The sequence below is a fragment of the Umboniibacter marinipuniceus genome (assembly GCF_003688415.1).
GTDB classification, from domain to species: Bacteria; Pseudomonadota; Gammaproteobacteria; order Pseudomonadales; family DSM-25080; genus Umboniibacter; species Umboniibacter marinipuniceus.
Map to the genome: position 1 here is coordinate 246,116 of NZ_REFJ01000002.1, position 22,583 is coordinate 268,698.

Annotated in this window: 20 protein-coding genes and 4 tRNA genes; 18 read left to right on the forward strand and 6 right to left on the reverse strand. The window is 48.5% G+C overall.

Going from position 1 to position 22,583, the window contains the following annotated elements; all coding sequences use genetic code 11:
• The first annotated feature begins 16 nt into the window (after positions 1–16).
• Genes DFR27_RS04890 through DFR27_RS04900 form a run of 3 tightly spaced genes read left to right on the forward strand, consistent with a single transcriptional unit; the run spans position 17 to position 2,281 of the window.
• Positions 17–820 (forward strand): segregation and condensation protein A, encoded by an 804-nt coding sequence (locus DFR27_RS04890; RefSeq protein WP_245962606.1) that lies wholly within the window; start codon positions 17–19, stop codon positions 818–820.
• On the forward strand, positions 813–1,433 hold the full coding sequence (scpB, locus tag DFR27_RS04895; RefSeq protein ID WP_121876345.1) for an SMC-Scp complex subunit ScpB: 621 nt from the start codon (positions 813–815) through the stop codon (positions 1,431–1,433). The genes DFR27_RS04890 and scpB overlap by 8 nt, the downstream gene beginning before the upstream one ends.
• Before the next feature lie 5 nt (positions 1,434–1,438).
• Positions 1,439–2,281 carry a pseudouridine synthase gene (locus DFR27_RS04900; RefSeq protein WP_121876346.1) on the forward strand — a complete coding sequence of 281 codons (843 nt, stop codon included), beginning with the start codon at positions 1,439–1,441 and terminating at the stop codon, positions 2,279–2,281.
• Positions 2,282–2,397: 116 nt separating this feature from the next.
• Here the strand turns inward: DFR27_RS04900 and DFR27_RS04905 are convergent, their stop codons facing one another.
• Both DFR27_RS04905 and ubiG read right to left on the reverse strand, forming a co-directional pair.
• Positions 2,398–3,147 (reverse strand): YciK family oxidoreductase, encoded by a 750-nt coding sequence (locus tag DFR27_RS04905; RefSeq protein WP_245962607.1) that lies wholly within the window; start codon positions 3,145–3,147, stop codon positions 2,398–2,400.
• Positions 3,147–3,863 carry a bifunctional 2-polyprenyl-6-hydroxyphenol methylase/3-demethylubiquinol 3-O-methyltransferase UbiG gene (ubiG, locus tag DFR27_RS04910; protein WP_121876347.1) on the reverse strand — a complete coding sequence of 239 codons (717 nt, stop codon included), beginning with the start codon at positions 3,861–3,863 and terminating at the stop codon, positions 3,147–3,149. The genes DFR27_RS04905 and ubiG overlap by 1 nt, the downstream gene beginning before the upstream one ends.
• A 241-nt stretch (positions 3,864–4,104) precedes the next feature.
• Between ubiG and gyrA the strand changes: the two genes are divergently transcribed.
• The 11 genes from gyrA to DFR27_RS04965 all read left to right on the forward strand — a co-directional run bounded on the left by gyrA (position 4,105) and on the right by DFR27_RS04965 (position 16,655).
• Positions 4,105–6,762 (forward strand): DNA gyrase subunit A, encoded by a 2,658-nt coding sequence (gyrA, locus tag DFR27_RS04915; RefSeq protein ID WP_121876348.1) that lies wholly within the window; start codon positions 4,105–4,107, stop codon positions 6,760–6,762.
• A gap of 23 nt (positions 6,763–6,785) precedes the next feature.
• Positions 6,786–7,859, forward strand: coding sequence for a 3-phosphoserine/phosphohydroxythreonine transaminase (gene serC, locus DFR27_RS04920; RefSeq protein ID WP_342766692.1), 1,074 nt, complete (start codon positions 6,786–6,788; stop codon positions 7,857–7,859).
• Positions 7,860–7,865: 6 nt separating this feature from the next.
• Positions 7,866–8,960: a prephenate dehydratase gene (pheA, locus tag DFR27_RS04925; RefSeq protein ID WP_121876350.1), complete on the forward strand. Its 1,095-nt coding sequence runs from the start codon at positions 7,866–7,868 to the stop codon at positions 8,958–8,960.
• A complete protein-coding gene (locus tag DFR27_RS04930) occupies positions 8,957–11,167 on the forward strand; it encodes a bifunctional prephenate dehydrogenase/3-phosphoshikimate 1-carboxyvinyltransferase (RefSeq protein WP_121876351.1) in 2,211 nt (736 codons plus the stop codon). The genes pheA and DFR27_RS04930 overlap by 4 nt, the downstream gene beginning before the upstream one ends.
• Positions 11,160–11,834 carry a (d)CMP kinase gene (gene cmk / locus DFR27_RS04935; RefSeq protein WP_121876352.1) on the forward strand — a complete coding sequence of 225 codons (675 nt, stop codon included), beginning with the start codon at positions 11,160–11,162 and terminating at the stop codon, positions 11,832–11,834. The genes DFR27_RS04930 and cmk overlap by 8 nt, the downstream gene beginning before the upstream one ends.
• 127 nt (positions 11,835–11,961) lie before the next feature.
• Positions 11,962–13,641 (forward strand): 30S ribosomal protein S1, encoded by a 1,680-nt coding sequence (gene rpsA / locus DFR27_RS04940; RefSeq protein WP_121876353.1) that lies wholly within the window; start codon positions 11,962–11,964, stop codon positions 13,639–13,641.
• A gap of 81 nt (positions 13,642–13,722) precedes the next feature.
• A complete protein-coding gene (gene ihfB, locus DFR27_RS04945; protein WP_281269008.1) occupies positions 13,723–14,013 on the forward strand; it encodes an integration host factor subunit beta in 291 nt (96 codons plus the stop codon).
• Between the two features lie 80 nt (positions 14,014–14,093).
• Positions 14,094–14,387 carry a lipopolysaccharide assembly protein LapA domain-containing protein gene (locus DFR27_RS04950; RefSeq protein WP_121876354.1) on the forward strand — a complete coding sequence of 98 codons (294 nt, stop codon included), beginning with the start codon at positions 14,094–14,096 and terminating at the stop codon, positions 14,385–14,387.
• Positions 14,388–15,581 carry a tetratricopeptide repeat protein gene (locus DFR27_RS04955; protein WP_121876355.1) on the forward strand — a complete coding sequence of 398 codons (1,194 nt, stop codon included), beginning with the start codon at positions 14,388–14,390 and terminating at the stop codon, positions 15,579–15,581.
• Entirely contained in the window at positions 15,578–16,285 is a 708-nt protein-coding gene (pyrF, locus tag DFR27_RS04960) for an orotidine-5'-phosphate decarboxylase (RefSeq protein WP_121876356.1), read from the forward strand. Before DFR27_RS04955 ends, pyrF begins: the two co-directional genes overlap by 4 nt.
• A gap of 67 nt (positions 16,286–16,352) precedes the next feature.
• Positions 16,353–16,655 carry a ComEA family DNA-binding protein gene (locus DFR27_RS04965; protein ID WP_121876357.1) on the forward strand — a complete coding sequence of 101 codons (303 nt, stop codon included), beginning with the start codon at positions 16,353–16,355 and terminating at the stop codon, positions 16,653–16,655.
• Between the two features lie 18 nt (positions 16,656–16,673).
• Here the strand turns inward: DFR27_RS04965 and DFR27_RS04970 are convergent.
• The 3 genes from DFR27_RS04970 to DFR27_RS04980 all read right to left on the reverse strand — a co-directional run bounded on the left by DFR27_RS04970 (position 16,674) and on the right by DFR27_RS04980 (position 16,960).
• Positions 16,674–16,749, reverse strand: a tRNA-Asn gene (locus DFR27_RS04970).
• 41 nt (positions 16,750–16,790) lie between these two features.
• Positions 16,791–16,866: transfer RNA gene (locus tag DFR27_RS04975), tRNA-Asn, on the reverse strand.
• Positions 16,867–16,884: 18 nt separating this feature from the next.
• Positions 16,885–16,960: transfer RNA gene (locus DFR27_RS04980), tRNA-Asn, on the reverse strand.
• Between the two features lie 162 nt (positions 16,961–17,122).
• Here DFR27_RS04980 and uvrB point away from each other — a divergent pair.
• The 4 genes from uvrB to DFR27_RS05005 all read left to right on the forward strand — a co-directional run bounded on the left by uvrB (position 17,123) and on the right by DFR27_RS05005 (position 21,484).
• Complete coding sequence (gene uvrB / locus DFR27_RS04985) at positions 17,123–19,099, forward strand: excinuclease ABC subunit UvrB (RefSeq protein WP_121876358.1); 1,977 nt, start codon at positions 17,123–17,125, stop codon at positions 19,097–19,099.
• A 96-nt stretch (positions 19,100–19,195) separates the two neighbouring features.
• Positions 19,196–19,272: transfer RNA gene (locus DFR27_RS04990), tRNA-Val, on the forward strand.
• 1,136 nt (positions 19,273–20,408) lie between these two features.
• On the forward strand, positions 20,409–20,885 hold the full coding sequence (locus DFR27_RS05000) for a DM13 domain-containing protein (RefSeq protein ID WP_121876360.1): 477 nt from the start codon (positions 20,409–20,411) through the stop codon (positions 20,883–20,885).
• Between the two features lie 119 nt (positions 20,886–21,004).
• Complete coding sequence (locus DFR27_RS05005; protein WP_121876361.1) at positions 21,005–21,484, forward strand: YcxB family protein; 480 nt, start codon at positions 21,005–21,007, stop codon at positions 21,482–21,484.
• A gap of 108 nt (positions 21,485–21,592) precedes the next feature.
• On the opposite strand, the gene DFR27_RS05010 is transcribed toward DFR27_RS05005, so the two are convergent.
• The gene (locus DFR27_RS05010) at positions 21,593–22,510 is read right to left on the reverse strand and encodes a M14 family metallopeptidase (RefSeq protein WP_121876362.1); all 918 of its coding nucleotides are present in this window, start codon (positions 22,508–22,510) and stop codon (positions 21,593–21,595) included.
• Between the last annotated feature and the right edge of the window lie 73 nt (positions 22,511–22,583).

Genomic DNA, 22,583 nt, shown 5'->3' on the forward strand with positions numbered 1-22,583 from the left:
AACGGAGGGGGCGGGCATGGACAACGAAACTGATGACGGTGTGATCGTCGCAGGCGCGGCCGTGACTGAGCTGCCAAAGGACCTATTTATCCCCCCCGATGCACTGAAGGTCATTCTGGAGTCGTTTCAGGGACCGCTGGATCTGCTGCTTTACCTAATTCGTAAGCAAAATATCGACATCCTCGATATCAACGTTGCTGAGATTACTCGCCAATACATGGCTTACATCGACATGATGCACAGTCTGGAGCTTGAACTAGCGTCGGAGTACTTAGTCATGGCTGCAACGCTTGCAGAGATCAAGTCTCGCATGCTGCTGCCGCGCAGTGCCGAATACGACGAGGACGAAGAAGATCCTCGTGCAGCGTTGATCAGACGCCTTCAGGAGTATGAGCGTTTCAAGGCGGCGGCACTGCGGATTGATAACCTACCCAGAGTTGGTCGTGATATTTATCTCGCCGAGCCAGCAAGCTATGAACCTATTGTTGAACGCTCACATCCTGATGTTTACCTCGGCGAATTAAGCCTGGCATTTGCCGAGGCGCTAAAGCGAGCGAGTATGTTTGAATCTCACCAGGTTGCGAGAGAGCAACTGAGCACCCGGGAACGTATGTCTCAGATTCTTGACCGGCTTGCGGGTAGAACAGAATTATCGAGATTTAGTGAGTTGTTCGATGCACGAGAGGGTCGGCAAGGTGTAGTCGTCACCTTCTTAGCAATTATGGAGCTAATCAAAGAATCGCTACTGGACATTGTGCAGTCTGAACAATTTGGAGAAATTCGCGTTAAGCGTCGTGAGGAGGTGGCTTTTAATGGATAAAATAACCCGTGCTAATATCGTTGAAGCGCTGATCTTTACTTCAGATGAGCCGGTAAGCAAAGAGCGAATGAAGCGCATTTTCGCCGATGCGCCACCTACTTCGGCAGAGCTCGATGAATGTTTAGCCATGATTGCTGAAAGGCAGTGCGGTGGAGTGCAGCTTCAACGGGTAGCAAGTGGTTGGCGATTCGCCGCTATAGAGCAGGCCATCCCCTATCTTTCAACTCAGCATGAAGACCGGCCACAAAAATATTCACGAGCAATGCTGGAAACTCTGGCGCTAATAGCGTATAAGCAGCCCCTCACACGGGGTGAGATTGAAGATGTTCGCGGTGTAGCAGTAAGTTCGCACATCATGCGAACGCTGAGCGAACGTGGGTGGGTGAAAGTAGTAGGTCATAAAGAAGTACCTGGAAGGCCTTCACTTTATGCCACAACGCCTGCTTTTTTGGATTATTTCAACCTGAGATCATTAAGTGAGCTACCTTCATTAGATGAGCTGCGTGATTTAGAGGAAATCGGCCGCGATGTATTTAGCAGCGCCGAGAGTACGGATGATTATACTAGCGTAACGCACGAGAGTGATGATTACGCCCTAAACGAGGAAAACTAAGCCAGATGAGTAATGGCGAGAAGATTCAAAAGGCACTTGCTGCAAGCGGTGTCGCGTCACGACGTGAGGTCGAACGCATGATTGCTGACGGTAAGATTACTGTCGATGGCGAACAGGCTCACGTAGGAATGCGCATTAGTGGTACCGAGCGTATCGAAGTTGAAGGAAAACGAGTTCGTCTAGCAACGTTGGATCGACGCAGAGTTATTCTCTATCACAAACGTGAAGGCGAGGTGTGTACACGTAAAGACCCTGAGGGTCGTCCAACCGTATTTGCCAATCTCCCGTCTATTAATGGCGAGCGCTGGATTAGCGTGGGGCGCTTGGACATTAATACAAGCGGACTATTGTTATTTACGAATGATGGGGAGCTTGCCAACCGGTTGATGCACCCACGATATAACATGGATCGTGAGTACGCTGTTCGTGTTCACGGCGATGTGACCGATGAAATGCTCGGCCGTTTGAAGGAGGGTGTTTGGCTTGAAGATGGGATGGCCAAGTTCACTGATATCCGCAAAGGTAATAACGAGACCGAGGGGCGCAACAGTTGGTTCTACTGCGCACTGCTAGAGGGGCGAAATCGCGAGGTTCGTCGTCTTTGGGAGTCTCAGGAAGTTGAAGTAAGTAGATTGAAGAGGGTGCGCTACGGGCCCGTGTTCATTCCTTCTCACCTCACACAAGGCTCTTGGTTGGAGCTACCGCCACAGGATGTTTCCGTGTTGCTTCGCGAAGTGGAATTGCACGGTGAGAAACACAAGTTGACCCCCGATCAGCTGGCGCAATTCAAACGTCAGAATACACGCTTGCGTCGTAAGGCCGAGCGCAGTAAAAAGCCGAAGCGCTAAAGCACAGCAAATTGGCTAATCGCTAGGGTTCAAGCTAAGTGTTGAATATCTAACGGTTGATATAAAAAAAGCGAGCTAGTTAGCTCGCTTTTTTTATGGCTGAACACTAAGTGTACTCAGTAGCTTAGCTGTTCACCTGACACGCCAATGCTGTCGTCACTTAGCAAGTAGAGGTACCACGGCATTAATTCCTCGGCACTTTTCACTGCAGCAGGGTTTTCAGCGGGGTAGGCGCCGGCACGCATCGCGGTGCGCGTTGCGCCGGGATTGAAGGTGTTGCAGCGAACGTTGGAGATGCCATCAAGCTCGTCAGCAAGGGTTAAGGCTAGGCCCTCGGTAGCAAATTTCGAAACGCCGTAAGCACCCCAGTGTGCGCGGGCGGTTCTGCCAACACTTGAAGAGGTGAATACCATTGAGCTATGAGCCGGAATTTCAAGTAGCGGCAACATGGCCTTGCTGAGTAAAAATGCGGCATTGACGTTGACCTGCATAACACGTTGCCAGGTGTCGGCAGGGTAGCTAGCAATAGGTGAGCGCCTACCCAGTAGTGAGGCGTTATGAACAAGGCCGTCCAGGCGGCCGTATTCAGTTTCTATGGCTGCTGCTAGGGTGTTGTAGTCGTCTTCGCTAGCGCCGCTTAAATCGAACGCTAGGATGGCAGGCTCTGGAGCGCCCAGTGCGCAAATTTCGTCATAGGTGTTCGCGAGCTTTGCGGTGGTTCTGCCAAGTAGCAGCACGGTTGCACCATGTTTTGCGGCGGTAATGCTTAAGGTTTTACCAATACCATCGCCCGCACCCGTGATTAGGATAACGCGATCTTTAAGGCAGTCTTTTGATGCTTGATAGTTTGGGATAGGTGTTGTCATTAGGATTCAGGTCGCTTCGTGTGGAACATATAGTTTACATCAAGATCATTCGCATTCAGTTTGTACTGCTTGGTGAATGGGTTATAAGTGAGCCCAGTGCTGTCCACCAGTTGTAGGCCGGCATCGCGAATAGCGCTCGCAAGTTCGGAAGGTTTGATGAACTTGCTGTACTCGTGGGTACCTTTAGGAAGCATTTGCAGTAAGTACTCGGCGCCGAGGATGGCAAAGGCATAGGATTTTGGATTGCGATTGAGTGTGGAGAAAAACACTTGGCCGCCCGGCTTTACGAGCTTAGCGCAGGCGCGAACAATAGAGGCTGGATCCGGAACGTGCTCAAGCATTTCCATGCACGTGACCACGTCGAAGCTAGCTGGCGCTTCGTCGGCGAGTTCTTCAACGGGTACTTGGCGATACTCAATCGTCAGTCCAGACTCAAGGGCGTGTAACTTAGCAACGCTGAGTGGCGCCTCACCCATGTCAATCCCGGTGCTGACACTACCGCGTTGGACGCAGGCCTCGGTAAGTAAGCCACCGCCGCAGCCCACATCTAGATGGCGCTTGCCGGGGAGATTGGAACGCTCATCAATATAGTTAGCGCGCAGCGGGTTGATCTGATGTAACGGTTTAAATTCGCTATTTGGATCCCACCATTTATGGGCGAGCTGCTCAAATTTCGCAATTTCACTAGGGTCGACATTCGGCGGTGTTTTTTCCACGCGTCTTTCCTCTTTTCAAAGTCAGTTATAGCCACAGTCTACACCTTTATTTGCCTAGCATCAGCCCCAAAAGATTAGTCTGTACATTGACGTGCCAATTACCCTGAAAAAGGGTATGAAAAATAATGAGTTATGGTACACTAAAATTCATATTTTAAGCGTTGTAGCGTAAGCCCTATATACGAATAACAAGGGGCGTTCAAAGCCACGTATTCAACCACAATAAGGAAACTCTTATCAGATGGGTGAGTTAGCACAAGAAGTACTGCCAATTAACATTGAGGATGAACTTAAACAAAGTTACCTCGATTATGCGATGAGTGTGATTGTTGGGCGTGCATTGCCTGACGTTCGCGATGGAATGAAACCAGTACATCGTCGCGTCTTGTTCGCCATGAGCGAGCTTAAAAATGACTTCAACAAGCCCTACAAAAAGTCGGCGCGTGTTGTGGGTGATGTTATCGGTAAATACCATCCCCATGGTGATTCTGCGGTTTACGACACTATCGTTCGAATGGCTCAGCCTTTCTCGCTGCGTTATCCGCTTGTTGATGGCCAAGGTAACTTCGGTTCCATTGATGGCGATAACGCCGCAGCAATGCGTTACACCGAAGTTCGTATGGCTAAAGTGGCGCATGAGCTACTAGCAGACCTAGATAAAGAAACGGTTGATTTCGTTCCTAACTATGACGGTACGGAACATATCCCGGCGGTACTGCCAACTCGCGTTCCGAATCTTCTCGTTAACGGTGCTTCTGGTATCGCGGTAGGTATGGCCACGAATATTCCGCCGCACAATCTGAAGGAAGTAGTGGGTGCATGTCTTCACTTGATTGAAAACCCGCATGCAACAATTGAAGAGCTAATGGAGTTTGTACCCGGTCCTGACTTCCCTACCGCGGCTATCATCAACGGTCGAGCAGGCATTGTGGATGCCTATCGCACCGGTCGTGGTCGAATTCGTATTCGCGCTCAGGCAGACGTTGAAACCAATGATAAGACGGGCCGAGACACCATTGTTGTTAATGAAATTCCATATCAAGTCAACAAAGCTCGATTAATTGAAAAGATTGCTGAGCTTGTTAAGGATAAGAAGCTTGAAGGTATTTCTGAGCTTCGTGATGAATCTGATAAAGACGGCCTCCGCATTGTCATTGAGCTTAAGCGTGGCGAACAGGGTGATATCGTCCTTAATAATCTGTTTAAACAAACTCAGCTTGAGACTGTTTTCGGTATCAATATGGTAGCGTTGGCGGACGGCCAACCGCAGACCTTAAACCTGCATCAGATGCTGACACATTTTATCCGTCACCGCCAAGAGGTGGTTACGCGTCGTACTGTGTATTTACTTCGTAAAGCACGTGAACGAGGCCATATCCTTGAAGGTTATGCGGTAGCGTTAGCGAATATTGATCCAATCATTAAGGTGATTCGAAATTCGCCGTCACCAGCTGAAGCAAAGGTGCTATTACTAGAGCAATATTGGGATGCTAGTGCTATTAATGCCATGCTTGCGAGCGCAGGTACTACGGATTCGCGTCCGGATGGCTTGGCAGCAGAATTTGGGCTTAGCGATAAAGGCTACAAGCTATCTCCGGTTCAGGCGCAGGCTATCTTAGAGCTTCGTTTACATCGCTTAACCGGTATGGAGCATGACAAGCTCATCGGTGAGTACAAAGAAAAGTTGGCTCAGATTGCTCGTTTCCTCGAAATACTTGGCTCTAAAGAAGAGCTAATGGGTGTTATTCAGCAGGAGCTGACCGCCATTACTGAAGAATACGGTGATGAGAGGCGTTCCGTTTTTCAGGCCTCTACGCATGATCTGAACGTTGAAGATCTAATTGCCCCTGAAGAGCGTGTGGTGACAATCTCTCACCAAGGTTATGCAAAAACTCAGTCGTTGAGTGATTATCAAGCTCAGCGTCGCGGTGGCATGGGTAAGAGTGCTACGGCGGTTAAGGATGAGGATTTTGTAGAGCATCTGACGATTGCTAATACCCATACCATGATGCTGTTCTTTACCAATATGGGTAAGGTTTATTGGCTGAAGGTCTTCCAGATTCCTCTTGCTTCGCGCGGTGCGCGTGGGCGTCCAATGGTTAATCTTCTCAACCTTGATGAAGGTGAACGCGTGACCTCCATGCTGCCAGTAGAAGAATACACTGAAGATAAGTTCATCTTCTTCGCAACGGCCAACGGTACCGTTAAGAAGACACCGCTCATGGCGTTCTCACGCCAACGCAGCGTTGGTCTCATTGCAATTGACCTTGTTGATGATGACGTATTGGTCTCAACGGCTATTACCGATGGCGAGCAGGATGTGATGCTGTTGTCTAGTGAAGGTAAGTCAGTCCGCTTCCGCGAGTCAGACGTCCGCTCAATGGGTCGAACAGCCAAGGGTGTTCGTGGTATTCGATTACCCGAGACGCATTCAGTGTTATCAATGATTATCCCTGAGGAGAATGGTTATATTCTCACGGTCTCAGAGAATGGCTACGGCAAGCGTACCAGTGTTGAAGAATATCCGTGTAAGGGGCGTGGCGGTAAAGGTGTCATTGCCATGACCTGTAGTGAGCGTAACGGTTCAGTAGTGGGTGCGGTTCAGGTGAAGTCCGGTGACGAAATTATGTTGATTTCGGATCAGGGAACATTGATTCGTACACGCACCGACGAAATTTCTCAGTCTGGGCGTAATACCCAGGGCGTTCGGGTTATTCGTGTTAAGGGTGATGAAAACTTAGTGTCGATGGCGCGAATCGATGAATCTCAGATTCAAGAAGAGTTGCCAACAGAAGAAGAAGACGCTGAGAATTTAGTTGAGCTCAACGCTGACACGGCTACGAATGACACAGCTGTGGACGGTGAATCAACAGATAATTCAAATACAAGTTCTGACTAATGTATTAGCCTGACGGAGGTATCGTGAGGGCATTTAATTTTTGTGCGGGGCCAGCCTCGCTGCCTACATCGGTACTCGAACAAGCTCAGGCTGAGCTGCTCGATTACCAATCGTCGGGCGTTTCAATCATGGAGGTTAGCCATCGCGGTGACCTCTTTACGTCGGTGTTGGCGAGTGCTAAAGCTCGTCTGCGCCGTTTGATGCAGCTACCTGAGTCGCATGACATTCTCTTTATGCAGGGTGGGGCAACGGCTCAGTTTTCGCTTATCCCTAGTCATTTTCTCCACGGTGTTGGGGCGTATATTAACTCCGGTCAGTGGTCAATTAAGGCTATTGAAGCGGCAAAGCGCTTCGGTGAAGTTCAAGTGCTGGCCTCTAGTGAGGAGGCTAACTTCAGTTATATGCCCACGCAGGCGAGCTGGGACAAATTAGCATCGAATGCGGACTATCTACATTACACGCCTAATGAAACTATTGGTGGGGTTCGAAGTCCTTTCGTTCCCGAGGTTGAAATTCCTCTGATAGCTGATTTCTCGTCGTCTATTCTCAGTGAGACTATCGATGCTTCCAAATTCGACTTTATTTATGCCGGAGCGCAGAAGAATATTGGTCCTGCAGGGGTGGTTGTCGTCATTGTAAAACGCGAGCTACTTAAAACCGCAAAAGAGCAAGCTTCACCCGTATTCGATTATGGGAAAATGCTGGCTGCGGACTCCATGGTTAATACGCCGCCCACTTACAGTATCTATCTGGCTGACTTGGTCTTTAAGTGGTTGGAGGAGCAGGGTGGTGTTAGCGCAATGGAAGAAATTAACAACCAGAAAGCGTCGCGTCTCTACAGTTGTATTGATGACTCGGGCTTTTATCGGAATCCGGTGGCGCTATCTGATCGCTCTAGGATGAATGTACCGTTTATTTTGGCGGACGATCGTTTAGACGCAACCTTCCTTGCTGAATCAGAGGCAGCGGGCCTTAAAAGCCTTGCCGGTCACCGTTCGGTTGGTGGCATGCGAGCTAGCCTCTACAATGCGATGCCGCTGGCTGGCGTCAACGCACTCACAGAATTTATGCGCGACTTTGAGCGTCGCTACGGTTAAGAAATTATGTCTACGGAAAACGAACTTAAAGGTCTTCGCGAGAATATTGATGCGATAGATAGTCAGCTTATAGAGCTGATCAGCGAGCGCGCTAGATGTGCCGAGAAGGTAGCGGACGTTAAATCGAAGGCGAGTGAAAACGAGGTGGCATTGTTTTATCGTCCAGAACGCGAAGCTCAGGTACTACGTTCCGTCATGGAGCGTAACCCAGGGCCGTTCTCTAATGAGGAAATGGCGCGTTTATTCCGTGAAATAATGTCTTCTTGTCTGGCGCTAGAGCAGCCTGTCAGAGTTGCTTTTTTAGGGCCTGAGGGAACCTTTACTCAGCAGGCAGCATTAAAGCATTTCGGAAAGTCAGCGGTTGCAAAGCCTATGGGCGCTATTGACGAAGTGTTCCGTGAGGTTGCGGCTGGTGCAGTGAACTATGGTGTCGTACCGGTCGAGAATTCAACCGAGGGTGTGGTTAATCATACCTTAGATAATTTTATTGAATCGTCTGTCCGTATTTGTGGTGAGGTGGAATTGCGTATTCATCACCACCTTTTAGTCGCCGATACAACCAAAATTAAGCAAATTTCACGCGTTTACTCCCATGCTCAATCTTTTGCTCAGTGCCGTAAGTGGCTTGATGCGAACTATCCAACCGTTGAGCGAGTAGCGGTGAATTCTAACGCCGACGCCGCTAAGCGAATTAAGAGTGAGTGGCACTCGGCGGCTATTGCCGGCGATATGGCACAGGACCTATATGACCTTCAGCCTATTGAAGAGAAGATTGAAGATCATCCGGACAACACAACTCGATTCTTAATTATTGGCTCGGAATCGGTAGCCCCAAGCGGGAACGATAAGACTTCAATCGTGGTGTCATTGCGCAATAAGCCCGGTGCGCTACATGATTTGCTGCGCCCGTTCTACGAAAATGGTATCGACTTGACGCGCGTAGAGACGCGCCCGTCGCGCAATGCCAAGTGGACGTATATTTTCTTTGTTGACTTCATTGGTCATTGCGAAGATGAAGTGGTTAAGTCCGTGCTGGACTCGATCGCGGCGAATTCTGGCGATCTTCGAATCCTAGGTTCATACCCCATCGCGGTGCTATGAGCTCAGAGCAAATATTGCCATCGGTTGGTGTTTTAGGTCTTGGTATGATGGGGGCGTCGTTGGCCGCGGCGCTCACGCAACGGGGCTACCACGTTTATGGCTATGACACCCACCAGGCGTCGTTGCTTGAGGCTGAGCAGATTGGCTTAATTGCAAGTCCATTATCGCCTAATGCAACAGAGCTTGTTAGTGGTGATGTTTTCATTATTGCTATTCCTGTTTTAGCGGTCGCCAACTATAGCGCGCTGATACATCAGTTGCTTCAGCGCGGGGTGATCGTTACCGATATCTGCTCTACCAAGGGCTATTTGGCAACGCTCTTCGCTGGGTCGCCCGGTAGCGAAAACCTTGTGTTAGGTCACCCCATTGCAGGCTCAGAACGATCCGGTGTCGTCAATGCTAATGCTTCGCTGTTTGAGGAGCAAAGTGTCATTCTGACGCCGCTTGAAGATACCACAGCAGCAGCGTTAACAGTGGTGCGAAAGCTTTGGCATCAAATTGGTGCTAAAACCGCCGTGATGACCGTAGCGGAACATGATCAAATTCTTGCAGCAACTAGCCATTTGCCACATTTTCTCGCCTTCTCTCTGGTGGATACACTGGCCGGTGATGCGCAGAACCGAAAAATATTTCAATATGCCGCCGGCGGCTTTCGTGATTTCACCCGTATCGCAGCCAGTGACTCAAGAATGTGGCATGACATTGCGCAAACCAATCAGGCCGCTTTGCTTCAGGCCTTAGATGGCGCGATTGAGGGTTTTAGTGCCTTGCGGGCTATGATTGCCGAAGGTGATTCGAATAAATTAATGGGTGTACTCACTCGCTCCAAGGTCGCTCGCGATCATTTCGGAGCTGTGTTACAGCAACGTAGTTACAGACAATATAAAGTGGATTCAATGGATTTTATTGCAAAAGCAGGCGGTCGCGTAGTGGGCGATATCCGCGTTCCTGGTGACAAATCAATGTCACATCGTTCTATCATGCTGGGTGCTCTAGCGGATGGCGTTACCCATGTTAGTGGTTTTCTCGAGGGTGAGGATGCGCTAGCAACCTTGCAGGCGTTCCGCGATATGGGCGTAGTGATAGAGGGGCCTGAGCGTGGTGAAGTGGTTATTCATGGCGTAGGTATTGATGGTTTGGCTCCACCGCCAAGTGCGCTCTATGTAGGTAATTCCGGTACTACCATCCGGCTTTTGTCGGGCTTGCTTTCAGGCCAACAATTTAGCACGGAAATGTCGGGAGATTCATCGCTGGCGAAGCGCCCTATGCGTCGGGTCACGGTACCGTTAGCTGAAATGGGCGCAGCAATTTCAACGGCCGAAGATGGTACGCCTCCAGTGCGCATTGCTCAGGCAGAAAAGGGGCTTCAGGGGATCCATTATGAGCTTCCAATCGCGAGCGCTCAGGTGAAGTCAGCGTTGCTGTTAGCGGGTCTCTACGCCAAGGGTACAACAACTGTGATTGAGCCCGCGCCAACCCGTGATCACACCGAGCGAATGCTTCGCGGCTTTGGCTATCCCGTTGAAACAAACGGCGATACTATTAGCCTTGTGGGCGGCGGGCGACTAACGGCCTGTGATATCGATGTGCCTGCAGATATCTCTTCTTCGGCTTTCTTTCTTGTGGCTGCAGCCATTACTCCGGGGTCGGATTTATGGCTTCGCCATGTGGGTGTAAATCCAACGCGCATTGGGGTGATTAATATACTTCGTGCGATGGGTGCTAATATTAGTATTAAGAATGAGCGCAATGTGGGCGGAGAGCCCGTGGCTGATTTACACATTCAATATGCGCCGCTTAAGGGGATTGATATTCCTGAAGATCAGGTCCCTCTGGCAATTGATGAATTCCCCGTGTTGTTTGTGGCAGCGGCGTGTGCCGAAGGTAAGACGGTACTAACGGGTGCTGAGGAGCTTCGAGTTAAAGAGTCAGATCGTATTCAAGTTATGGCCGATGGTCTTCAAGCTCTTGGCGTTAATGCGGTTGCTACGCCCGATGGCATGATCATACATGGCGGTGCAATTGGTGGTGGCGAAGTGGTGAGTCACGATGATCATCGTATTGCGATGGCGTTCTCGGTGGCTTCGCTGCGAGCGAACGACGATATCGTGATTCGCGATTGCGAAAACGTTGCTACCTCGTTCCCTAATTTCGTTGAGCTTTGTGCTTCCGTGGGTAAGACAATTGAGATTGAAAAGCATGGCTGAGTTTCCAGTAGTATGTATCGACGGTCCCAGTGGGGCAGGTAAGGGCACGGCCGCTGTGATGGTGGCTCAGGCTCTGGGTTACCATCTATTGGATAGTGGAGCGCTCTACCGTGTCGTGGCAATTGCGGCTGAGAAGCGCGGGGTGAGTCCTACAGACGAAGCAGCGGTAGCTGACATCGCGAATACCATGCGCCTTGACTTTGCAGTAGGTGGAGCGGACGAACCAGTTCAGGTGCTACTTGAGGGCGAAAATATCACTCATGAAGTTCGCCTTGAGTCCACCGGGGCGAAAGCATCCGTGGTTGCTCCCTTGAAGGCCGTGCGCGCGGCGCTACTAGATTATCAACGTCATTTCGTTAAGGCGCCTGGATTGGTTGCTGACGGGCGGGATATGGGGACGGTTGTTTTCCCCGAGAGCCCCTACAAGATATTCCTGACCGCTAGTGCGGAAGAGCGTGCCGATAGGCGCTTTAAACAGTTGAAAAATAAAGGCGTTAATGTTAGCCTTGCCGCCGTTTTAGAGGATATCCGAATTCGCGATGATCGTGATATGAATCGTGCGACTGCGCCACTAAAGGCCGCCGACGATGCATTGACCATCGATTCAACGTCTCTTTCAATCAAAGAGGTTGTTGATTCAATCGTAGCGTTCGTCCGTTCTCGTTAATTTAACTGTTTTATTTCAGTTGTGGCAGGTGCCCTCGTAGCGCCGCTACAATTTTTACTAACCGGACCTTGCAGCGAGGTGCAAGGAAGGGCTAATAACAGCCCGTACAACTATCGTAGGTATACGAATGAGCGAAAATTTCGCTGAGCTTTTTGAAGCGAGCTTGAACGAAGTCAACATGGAACCAGGTTCAATTATCACTGGTGAAATCGTTGCAATTGATAACGACTGGGTAACTGTACACGCTGGCCTTAAGTCAGAAGGTGTCATCCCAAAGAGCCAATTCCTAAACGAAGCAGGTGAATTCACCGCTGTTGTTGGCGAATCAGTTCAAGTCGCATTGGAAGCAGTAGAAGATGGTTGGGGTGAAACCCGTCTATCACGTGAGAAAGCTAAGCGCGCAGAAGCTTGGACTACTCTTGAAGCTGCTTTCGAAGCAAACGAAGTCGTTAAAGGTGTTATTAACGGCAAGGTTAAAGGTGGTTTCACTGTTGACCTAAACTCAATCCGTGCTTTCTTACCTGGTTCTTTGGTAGACGTTCGCCCAGTTCGCGAAACGACTCACCTAGAAGGTAAAGAGCTTGAGTTTAAAGTAATTAAGCTTGATCAGAAGCGTAACAACGTTGTTGTTTCACGTCGTGCTGTGCTAGAAAGTTCTAACAGCGAAGAGCGTGAAGAGCTACTTGCTTCACTTCAGGAAGGTATGGCTGTTAAAGGTATCGTTAAGAACCTTACCGATTACGGTGCTTTCGTTGATCTAGGCGGCGTTGACGGTCTACTACACATCACTGATATGGCTTGGAAGCGCATTAAGCACCCAAGCGAGATCGTGAACGTTGGTGACGAAATTGACGTTAAAGTTCTTAAGTTTGATCGTGAGCGTAACCGTGTTTCTCTTGGCCTCAAGCAATTGGGTGAAGATCCATGGGTATCAATCACTCAGCGTTACCCTGAAGGCGCGCGTACCACTGCAGTCGTTACTAACCTAACTGACTACGGTTGTTTCGCAGAGCTAGAAGAAGGCGTTGAAGGTCTTATCCACGTATCTGAAATGGATTGGACTAACAAGAACATTCACCCATCTAAGGTTGTTAACGTAGGCGACGAGCTAAACGTTATGGTTCTTGACATCGACGAAGAACGTCGTCGTATCTCGCTTGGTCTTAAGCAGTGTCAAGAAAACCCATGGGATGCATTTGCTTCTCGTTTCGCGAAAGGCGACAAGATTGCTGGTAAGATCAAGTCGATCACCGATTTCGGTATCTTCATTGGTCTAGATGGCAACATTGACGGTCTAGTTCACTTGTCAGACATCTCTTGGCATGAAGCTGGTGAAGAAGCCGTACGTAGCTTCAAGAAGGGTGACGAGATTGAATCTGTGATTCTTGCTATCGACCCTGAGCGCGAGCGTATTTCTCTAGGTATCAAGCAGCTTGAGTCGGATCCGTTTAGCGAGTACGCTACTAAGAACGACAAAGGCAGCATCGTAACTGGTGAAGTTGTTTCAGTAGATGCTAAAGCCGCTACTATTAAGCTAGCTGACGACGTTGAAGGTGTTCTAAAAGCATCTGAAATCAGCCGCGAGAAAGTAGAAGACGCACGTAACGTAGTTAAAGAAGGCGAGTCTCTAGAAGTTAAGATTGTTAGCATCGATCGTAAGAACCGTGCTATCGCTCTCTCTATCAAAGCGAAAGAAGTTGATGACGAGAAAGCAGCAATCAAAGAGCACCGCTCAAGCGGAAGCGATACATTAGCTCCGGCTACTATCGGTGACCTGATCAAGGCGCAGATGGCAAGCAAGGACTAATGACTACTTGGGTGCTTCGGCACCCAATGCTAGCGCTCTCGCCCTGAATTCGAAGTAGTTCGTCTAATGAGGGTTAGTGAAATGGCAATGACAAAATCAGAGCTCATCGAGCGGATTGCAGAACGTCAAGCGCAAATGTCGGTTAAAGATGTTGAGCTGGCGGTCAAAACAATTCTTGAGACAATGTCTCAAATGCTTGCTGAGGGAGACCGTATCGAGATACGCGGATTTGGGAGCTTCTCGCTTCACTACCGTGCACCTCGCGTAGGGCGTAATCCTAAGACCGGTGAGGCGGTAAGTTTGTCGGGCAAATTCGTCCCGCACTTTAAGCATGGTAAGGAAATGCGAGATCGCGTCAATATCATTCAGTGACTAGCTAGTGTCAGATGACCAAAAAAGCGGTATGATTCATTTCATACCGCTTTTTTTTATTCTCAGCAAAGAGATTTACTATGCAGCGTTTCTTCAAAGCATTACGAAAATGGTTTGTTATATTAGTGTGCATTGTGGCTACCTTGTTCGCCGCCTCTGTGGTGATGCTCAATGCCGCAACCGTTCAGATTGTTATCCCCTTATTGCAACAACCCTTATCGCTCTCTCTTGGCGTAGCGCTGATGGCGGTCTTTATCAGTGGTTTGGCTGCTAGTTTGCTATTACTTGCCTTGGCAGGAACCGGTAATCATTTGCGGGTAAAGCGTTTGCAGCGTGAACTGGATCGTAAGAAGAAGAGTGAGGCTGCTCACTAAATGGATATCCAATCCTTCCTATTGCTAGCGGTTTTATTTGTCGCGGTAGCCATTGGTTGGGTGATGGGCAGGGGTGCGCGTTACGAGAACGAAAGCGCTGACGATCAGAGTAATTATTTTCGCGGTTTAAACTACCTCATTGACGAACAGCCAGACAGTGCTGTTGACTCCTTTATTGAAGCCCTTGAGGTGAATGATCAGACTTTAGAGACGCATTTCGTCCTGGGTCAGCTACTAAGGCGTCAGGGGCAACCAGACCGCGCCATACGTATTCATCAAAACCTGCTTGCTCGTCCAGGGCTTGATGCCAGTTACCGCTTTCGAGCGAAGTATGAGCTTGCTCTGGACTTCTCCTCGTCAGGCCTATTTGATAGGGCGGCGCGGATTTTAGATGAGTTAGTGTCGGAAAAGAATGAATATCGGGACTTAGCGGCGCAAAAGCTACTGGGTATTCATTTGTCGGAACACGAATGGGAAGCGGGCGTTCAGCTTATTGATCGGCTCAGTTCACGGCGGTTCGGACTAAGTAGTAAAGCTCGACCGTTGCGCCGAGTGAAGAGTCATCTCTGTGCGCAGTTAGCCGAGGATGCAATTAAGGCCGGAGATTTCACGCTGGCTAGAGAGTGGCTTAGCACCGCCAAGGATGCCGATGATAACTGTCCGCGGGCTTGGTTTATTGAAGTGCAGTTGGCTCAAGCCGAGGGCAAATATAGCCAAGCGAAAAAAGCGTTAGCGCGCGTTATTGACCACGATAAGGCACGCGTTCCTTATTATCTCAGCTATGCACACGATCTTTATAGTTCAGACCATGACTTGAATGGTTTTTTGAAATATTTAGGCGTAGCAATAAAAGACGGTGCTCCGGAGGTTTTCCAGCTATTCTACTTGCGTACATTAGTAGCCCTGAAGGGCCCGGCTGACGATGAAGTTAAGCGGAAGGTAACGGCATTAATGGCCACTACGGACTCGTTAATCGCCACTAAGCTTTATCTGGATGTTTTACGACAGGCATCCAATGGCTTAGGCTCCGAACTCGCATTATTACAGCGAGTTATTGGTGAGCGAATAGGAAAACACAGTTTATTTAAATGCACCAATTGTGGTTTTAAAGGGCAGCAGTTGCACTGGAATTGCCCAAGCTGCAAAGAATGGGAAAGCATTGTTTCAAATTACGATGTAGGAGTTAAGTTTTGATCGACAATAATCGTATTGTTATTGCCTTAGATTATACCAATGAATCAGATGTGTTAGCCATGGTTGATCAGCTAGAGCCACAGAGCTGTCGTCTGAAGGTTGGCAAAGAGTTATTTACTTACTGCGGTCCACAGTTGGTTCAGAAGCTCATAGATCGCGGTTTTGACGTTTTTCTTGATCTTAAGTACCACGATATTCCCAACACGGTAGCGGGTGCTGTAAAGGCGTCTGCGGAGCTTGGCGTTTGGATGGTTAACGTTCATGCTAGCGGTGGCTTCAGTATGATGAAAGCGGCCGCTGAGGCGCTAAAGGCGTTTGATAAGCCGCCACTGTTGATTGCGGTCACGGTACTCACGAGTACGGCTCAGTCGGATCTTGATCAGCTAGATATCCCCGGAAAGATTGAAGATCGAGTACTGCACTATGCCAAGCTTGCTAAAGAAGCTGGTCTTGATGGAGTGGTGTGTTCCGCCCAGGAAGCCGCGCGCCTAAAAGCGGAGCTAGGTCCAGAATTTCTATTAGTGACGCCGGGTATTCGGCCGAAAGGTGCTGATGCGGGTGACCAACACAGAATTGTCACGCCTGCTAAAGCAATTACTGATGGGAGTGATTATCTTGTGGTAGGGCGGCCTATCACCAAAGCTTCTCAGCCGCTTCAAGTTCTTCGTGAAATCAACACAGAAGTGGAGTCGTCACTGCGCTAATGCTTCGGTAGTTTAGTAGTGCGTAGCGGCTTAGCTGCGTACTACTAACTTATATTGGAGTGTTAACATGATTCGTTGTTTATCTTTCGCTTTATTTCTAGTTTTAAATCTCAGTTTCAGTCAGTTCACTTTTGCCCAAATAGAAGGCGAAGGGCGTGTGCCTGAAGTACTTGTGGTCAATATCAATGAAGCGGGTGCCGAAGAAATTGCGGCAAAACTTGTGGGCGTGGGCCTAGTAAAGGCTAGGGCGATCATTAAATATCGTGACGAATTCGGCCCGTACGAGCACGTTGAACAGCTTTCTGAAGTGGTTGGAATTGGTCCAAAAACACTAGAGGAGAATAAGGATAGAATTAAGCTAACGAGTTAGAAGAGAAGCCTTTTTAGATGGCTCCGCCTGCTGGGCTCGAACCAGCGACCCACGGATTAACAGTCCGTTGCTCTACCAACTGAGCTAAGGCGGAATATCTAACTATTGCAAAGGTACTTCTGGTATTACATAAAGTGGCTCCGCCTGCTGGGCTCGAACCAGCGACCCACGGATTAACAGTCCGTTGCTCTACCAACTGAGCTAAGGCGGAATCATGAATTGAAGAAATTGGCTCCGCCTGCTGGGCTCGAACCAGCGACCCACGGATTAACAGTCCGTTGCTCTACCAACTGAGCTAAGGCGGAATCTCTTTCAATTCGGCGCGTATAATAACGCAGGTAGTTTTTTCGTCAACACATTTTTTTAAAAAAACACGGCTAACTAATTGAATCTATTATAAAAAACACCAAGCTATGAAATCTCTTCATGGCTGAGTAAACTATTCGCTCTACTTATAGGTGTTTTGTATGTCAAAATCGTTCGAGTTAGTGTCTAAATACCAACCAGCCGGAGATCAACCAACTGCCATTAAGTCACTGGTTGATGGCTTTAATAATGGCCTCAGTGCACAGACACTTCTTGGGGTAACTGGATCTGGTAAGACATTTTCAGTAGCGAATATTGTGGCGCAGCTAGACCGTCCCACTATTGTGATGGCACATAATAAGACACTTGCCGCTCAGCTCTACGGTGAATTCAAAGAGTTTTTTCCGAATAATGCTGTTGAGTACTTTGTTTCCTATTACGACTACTACCAGCCTGAGGCTTACGTTGCGGCTTCCGATACGTATATTGAGAAAGATGCTTCGGTAAACGAACATATTGAGCAGATGCGATTAAGTGCCACGAAATCGTTGATGGAGCGAAGAGATTGCCTTGTTGTGGCTACCGTCAGTGCAATTTATGGCCTAGGTAATCCCGAGTCTTACCTGAAGATGGTGCTCATTGTGCGTCGCGGCGATAGAATTGATCAACGGGAGATTCTGCGTCGGCTTGCAGAACTCCAGTACACTCGTAACGACCAAGTTTTCCAACGCTCAACGTTCCGCGTTAAAGGTGATGTTATTGACATCTTTCCGGCGGATTCGGAGCACCAAGCACTTCGTGTAGAGCTATTCGATGATGAGATTGAGCAGATAAGTTGGTTTGACCCGTTAACAGGGGCCGTTAATCAGCGTGTAACGCGCGCTACCGTTTATCCTAAGTCTCACTATGTCACCCCACGAGAAACAGTTCTAAGCGTTTTAGATGACATTAAGGCGGAACTAGTGGACCGTTTGGCCTACCTCCGCGAGCATGACCGCCTAGTAGAGGCGCAGCGTTTGGAACAGCGTACTAAGTACGACTTAGAGATGTTAAACGAGCTGGGCTATTGCTCAGGCGTGGAGAATTACTCTCGCTATCTCTCGGGTAGACCGCCCGGTGCAGCCCCTCCAACCCTTTTTGACTACCTGCCGGACGACGCCTTGTTATTTATTGATGAGTCGCACGTTAGTGTTCCGCAAATTGGCGCCATGTATAAGGGCGATAGAAGCCGTAAGGAGAATCTCGTTGAGTATGGTTTTAGACTGCCCTCAGCCATGGATAATCGACCCTTAAAATTCGAGGAGTGGGAGGCGCTAGCGCCGCAAATGCTATTTATTTCGGCAACCCCGTCCACCTACGAAGCTGAACATGCCGATAACATTGCTGAAATGGTGGTTCGTCCGACTGGTTTGATTGACCCAGAACTCGAAGTAAGACCGGCGACTACGCAAGTTGACGATCTTCTCTCCGAAATCCATCTCCGAGTGGAAGAGGGTGATAGGGTACTAGTGACGGTACTGACCAAGCGCATGGCCGAAGACTTGACGGACTATTTATCGGACGCTGGTGTTAAGGTGCGATACCTCCATTCGGATATAGATACCGTAGAGCGTGTTGAGATTATTCGTGATCTTCGAATTGGCGAGTTTGACGTCTTAGTTGGGATTAACCTACTTCGAGAGGGGCTAGATATGCCCGAAGTGTCGCTAGTCGCCATCTTAGATGCGGACAAAGAGGGCTTTCTTCGTTCGGATAGGTCCTTAATACAGACTATTGGCCGTGCTGCACGTAACGTTAACGGTAAGGCTATTCTCTACGCGGATCGAATTACTGGATCAATGCAGCGCGCAATGGAGGAGACTGAACGCCGCAGAACAAAACAGATTGCCTACAACCAAGAACATGGTATTACACCTGTTGGTGTGAAAAAGTCCGTGGAGGATATCCTAGAGGCTGGAACAATTCCTGGTAAATCTAAGCGCCGCGTAAAGGTGGATAATACTCAGGAAATTGTCACCGAGAAGAGCCTTGCTGCGGTGGAGAAAGCGATGTTACAGGCTGCTCAAGACCTTGAGTTCGAAAAAGCAGCTCGGTTACGTGATGAACTGAGTGCAATGCGAGAGAAGTTATTTAAGTAGCTGTTATTGTTGCTGTTTTTTTTAAAAAAGTTCTTGCATCTACTCAGACGCTCAATATAATGCCCACCTGTTGACGCAAATTCTTGCAAGCGACATAGGACTATAGCTCAGTTGGTTAGAGCGCTACCTTGACATGGTAGAGGTCCCCAGTTCGAATCTGGGTAGTCCTACCAATTAATTCCCCTAAAAATAAATAACTTACACGCTTTTTCATGTATCTATCCTAGTCATTATTTTGTTCCGTGGACCAAATGTGGGTGCTGGCAAGTTAACTCAGTCCCCGAGATAATCTTCGTACGAGTATTTACCAACGCCGCCGCTTTTCGTCCGATGTCATTAAGTTAGTAGGGTGGGCCTAGTTCAAATTCAGTCTTACTCTACGCAACCTCGGGGCTTCTTTTCTAACTGCGTATTCGGCTGTTTACAGATTGTTCAATATTGAATGGTGTCTAGTCTCCGCGGCGCTAACACAATCAGTTGGCGCTAGGGCGTTTACCCTTGGCAAAATGTGCCGTCAGGTTGATGGATGAGGCAACTATCTGTAGGCTGGTTTCCTTGAATTAACTTGTCAGCACCTAAACGGTGATTAGGATCATCACAGGTGATGACTAAACGAGGGAACGAGCTATGAAATACATCATTGTGATTTCAATCAGTATCGCTAGCTGTGTTTTAACATTCTACTTTAGTGCTCAGTATTTTTTATATCAACAACAGCTACGAGATTACGTCTGGCTTAATGAGCGTCTCACCTACATCTCAGTACTTCACGAATCTCCTCTTGAAGTCAGAGATGAATTTTATTGTCAATATTCGTCCCACTTAGTTGGGCTGATATCGAAAATTGAAGAAGATTTGCAGAAATCAACAGATGAAGTAGTTTCTGAGGTGAGGTTAAACGGGACAAATGTCGTGGATACTTATCTTCGTCTAAAGTCTTTGCTTCAGAATGACTGCGATGACCTACGGTGAATCCACATACAGAGTTTTTTGTTAGGGCCTCTTGTTGAGCGGCGCTACTTCCAGGTCATGCTCAACTTGTGGTGCGATCTTGATTAAGCAGGCAGTTAAGTTCATGTTCTTGTCCGAAAGAAGATGTTCCTCCAAGGCGGCAATATTCTTTTCCCGCTTCTTGTTACGTTAAACGCACGAAGATCGCCAAGGGCGATTAGCTCGGTACCTTCTCTTTCATCCATAACATACTTACGCATATGACGAAGTAGTAATTATTCGATATCAATTTAGGATGTCGAATAGGTTCAGCTCAACGTCAAATAGGATGTTTGAGGCCTTGCATGGAGAAACATTAATGAGCGTTAGAAGGCGTTTGCTGCTCGTCGTGAGTCACACTACCGTACTTATTCTGGGTTTCATGATAGGCGTATATACGCTACCTATTCTCATTGCGCCGGAGGCCCCCAGCGAAGCAGAAATCTCGGAAGTATCGGCCACGGCAGAGCACCAAGGAGAATTTGTGCGAACGCTTACCGATAGCGATAGCTTCCATTGGGGGCAGGGAGCGTTGTCGGTTGGAGAAAAGCGGATTAGCTTGCTTGGCGAGCTCGCTCCAGGTCCTGATTACAAGTTGTATCTTTCACCTGAATTTGTTGAAACAGAAGCCGACTTTGAGCGCTTAAAGCAATCAATGGTTTTAGTTTCCGATGTCAAAACGTTTGATAATTTCGTGGTAAACGTACCAGCAGACGTTAATATTCATGACTACAACACCGTGATTATTTGGTGTGAGCAATTTAGTGAATTTATTACGGCAGCCCAGTATCGCTAGCCCACGCGGGAAGTCTTCGGGTTCTTCCGCGCTGTAAATGTTGTCAGCAATGCGGCGGCTAAGGCACAATGGGCTAGAAATGCCTTACCACAAAAATTTAGCCATTGAACGAGATTTTAATGCAGCCCTATACCACTCAATTTAGCTTATCACGCGAATACCTAGGCGAATGTTTTGATGAGTCCAAGGCTTATAACAAGCGCTCCGGGCCCAATTTTATTTTTCCAATCGCCATGCTCGCAATTGGTACCTTTGCGCTGGTATGGACAGACCAGCCAAAATCGTTAGGCATTTTCATTTTTGTTATTGGTGTGATTGAGCTACTACACATTCGCTATAAACGAGCTTGGTGGCTTACGCGGCAGATGCTTGGTAAAACCGGTGGTCAAGCAGTCACCCTGAAACTTGATGAACAGGGTATCGAAACTATAAGTGGTAGCACAGTAACTAGGACTCAGTGGCTGGATGTGAGTGCCGTGGCAGAGACGAAACGAGGCCTGATCCTTATTACCACAGCCGGGGGTCAGCAGTACCTTTCTAAGTCTCTTTTTCCTGACGAGCTTGTGGTTGAGATACTTAAAATGGGCGTAGCAAGCTGAACTACCTAGCTCATAGCACGTGTCGGTAAAGGGATCGTCTGCACTCACACCAACACGTCTAGTCTTAAAGGTCGTTCAGTGAAGCCTCACTACGAACTAGTGTCCGCCTCAATACAGCTTTTTCAGCAAGAAGTCTAAGCCACCTCTTATCGCAGCAACTTGCGCTTGGTTACAGATCGCTGGGGTTGCTTTCTTACTGTCCGGATAGACCTCAGTAGTTGTACCGTATTGGCAGTTTGTTAATCCGCCACAAAGACCGAGTTCTCTCATTGGATACAGAATTACACCCGGCGCAACGACATCGGAACCGATGATCTGACTATTTGCGTCCGCAGGAGCGATATGTGTCACGGCAGAAACCGATTCGATGACCGCCGCTTGGAATTCGAGTTGTGGGTTGGGTGTATCGCCCACCGTGTAGAACCCGTCTGGCACTTCTCCGGCTATATAGGGCTTGCCGTCTCTGGCAGCTAACGCGGGTCTGAACTCTTTTTCATCGCTGTCGGTAGTTTCGTGCAGATCAATGTGAACTAGAATATCCGGTTGATTATCAATGAATGCCATTAGCAATGAAGCCTCTTCTGAGGGACTGTTGCTAGTGAAAGAACGATTTGGATCCACGCAGTCTGGATTCCAACGATTGATAGTTTCGTAGCCCCATGGGCTAACGCAGGGCACAATGATTAAGTTAAAGCGCTCCGCATAGCCGCCGCTGTGATTCGCTGCAAATTCTAGCGCACCTTGAACGCCACTGGTTTCATAGCCATGAACGCCACCGGTAATTAGGGCAGTAGGCAGCTTAGCTCGCCAAGGTTTGCTTTTCAGTGCGAAGAGCGGGTACTTTTTTGGGTTAACACTGAGCGCGCCATATTGTTGTACCGTAAAGTTCACCTCGAGCGACGCGATACGTTGAAGTACCTCATTCTCATAGCTACGTTGAATGGTTGTTGCCTGGAACCATTGCTTACATTCGTTGTCATCCCACGCTTTACCGGGGGAGCCTATTGGATAGAAGTGATTGCTCATAACGATTCCTAAATGATGATTGTGCTAAAGCCTATGAAGCGGCAACAAGGTTGTCAATTGGTAGCGTAGGGCA

What these genes read in the sequence shown, in the direction of transcription:
- DFR27_RS04900 (WP_121876346.1), top strand. Translation starts at nt 1,439, where the DNA reads ATGAGTAATGGCGAGAAGATTCAAAAGGCACTTGCTGCAAGCGGTGTC.
- scpB (WP_121876345.1), top strand. Translation starts at nt 813, where the DNA reads ATGGATAAAATAACCCGTGCTAATATCGTTGAAGCGCTGATCTTTACT.
- cmk (WP_121876352.1), top strand. Translation starts at nt 11,160, where the DNA reads ATGGCTGAGTTTCCAGTAGTATGTATCGACGGTCCCAGTGGGGCAGGT.
- DFR27_RS04930 (WP_121876351.1), top strand. Translation starts at nt 8,957, where the DNA reads ATGAGCTCAGAGCAAATATTGCCATCGGTTGGTGTTTTAGGTCTTGGT.
- DFR27_RS04955 (WP_121876355.1), top strand. Translation starts at nt 14,388, where the DNA reads ATGGATATCCAATCCTTCCTATTGCTAGCGGTTTTATTTGTCGCGGTA.
- DFR27_RS04950 (WP_121876354.1), top strand. Translation starts at nt 14,094, where the DNA reads ATGCAGCGTTTCTTCAAAGCATTACGAAAATGGTTTGTTATATTAGTG.
- DFR27_RS04965 (WP_121876357.1), top strand. Translation starts at nt 16,353, where the DNA reads ATGATTCGTTGTTTATCTTTCGCTTTATTTCTAGTTTTAAATCTCAGT.
- gyrA (WP_121876348.1), top strand. Translation starts at nt 4,105, where the DNA reads ATGGGTGAGTTAGCACAAGAAGTACTGCCAATTAACATTGAGGATGAA.
- pheA (WP_121876350.1), top strand. Translation starts at nt 7,866, where the DNA reads ATGTCTACGGAAAACGAACTTAAAGGTCTTCGCGAGAATATTGATGCG.
- ihfB (WP_281269008.1), top strand. Translation starts at nt 13,723, where the DNA reads ATGGCAATGACAAAATCAGAGCTCATCGAGCGGATTGCAGAACGTCAA.
- rpsA (WP_121876353.1), top strand. Translation starts at nt 11,962, where the DNA reads ATGAGCGAAAATTTCGCTGAGCTTTTTGAAGCGAGCTTGAACGAAGTC.
- DFR27_RS05000 (WP_121876360.1), top strand. Translation starts at nt 20,409, where the DNA reads ATGAGCGTTAGAAGGCGTTTGCTGCTCGTCGTGAGTCACACTACCGTA.
- DFR27_RS05010 (WP_121876362.1), bottom strand. Translation starts at nt 22,510, where the DNA reads ATGAGCAATCACTTCTATCCAATAGGCTCCCCCGGTAAAGCGTGGGAT.
- DFR27_RS04905 (WP_245962607.1), bottom strand. Translation starts at nt 3,147, where the DNA reads ATGACAACACCTATCCCAAACTATCAAGCATCAAAAGACTGCCTTAAA.
- DFR27_RS05005 (WP_121876361.1), top strand. Translation starts at nt 21,005, where the DNA reads ATGCAGCCCTATACCACTCAATTTAGCTTATCACGCGAATACCTAGGC.
- DFR27_RS04890 (WP_245962606.1), top strand. Translation starts at nt 17, where the DNA reads ATGGACAACGAAACTGATGACGGTGTGATCGTCGCAGGCGCGGCCGTG.
- uvrB (WP_121876358.1), top strand. Translation starts at nt 17,123, where the DNA reads ATGTCAAAATCGTTCGAGTTAGTGTCTAAATACCAACCAGCCGGAGAT.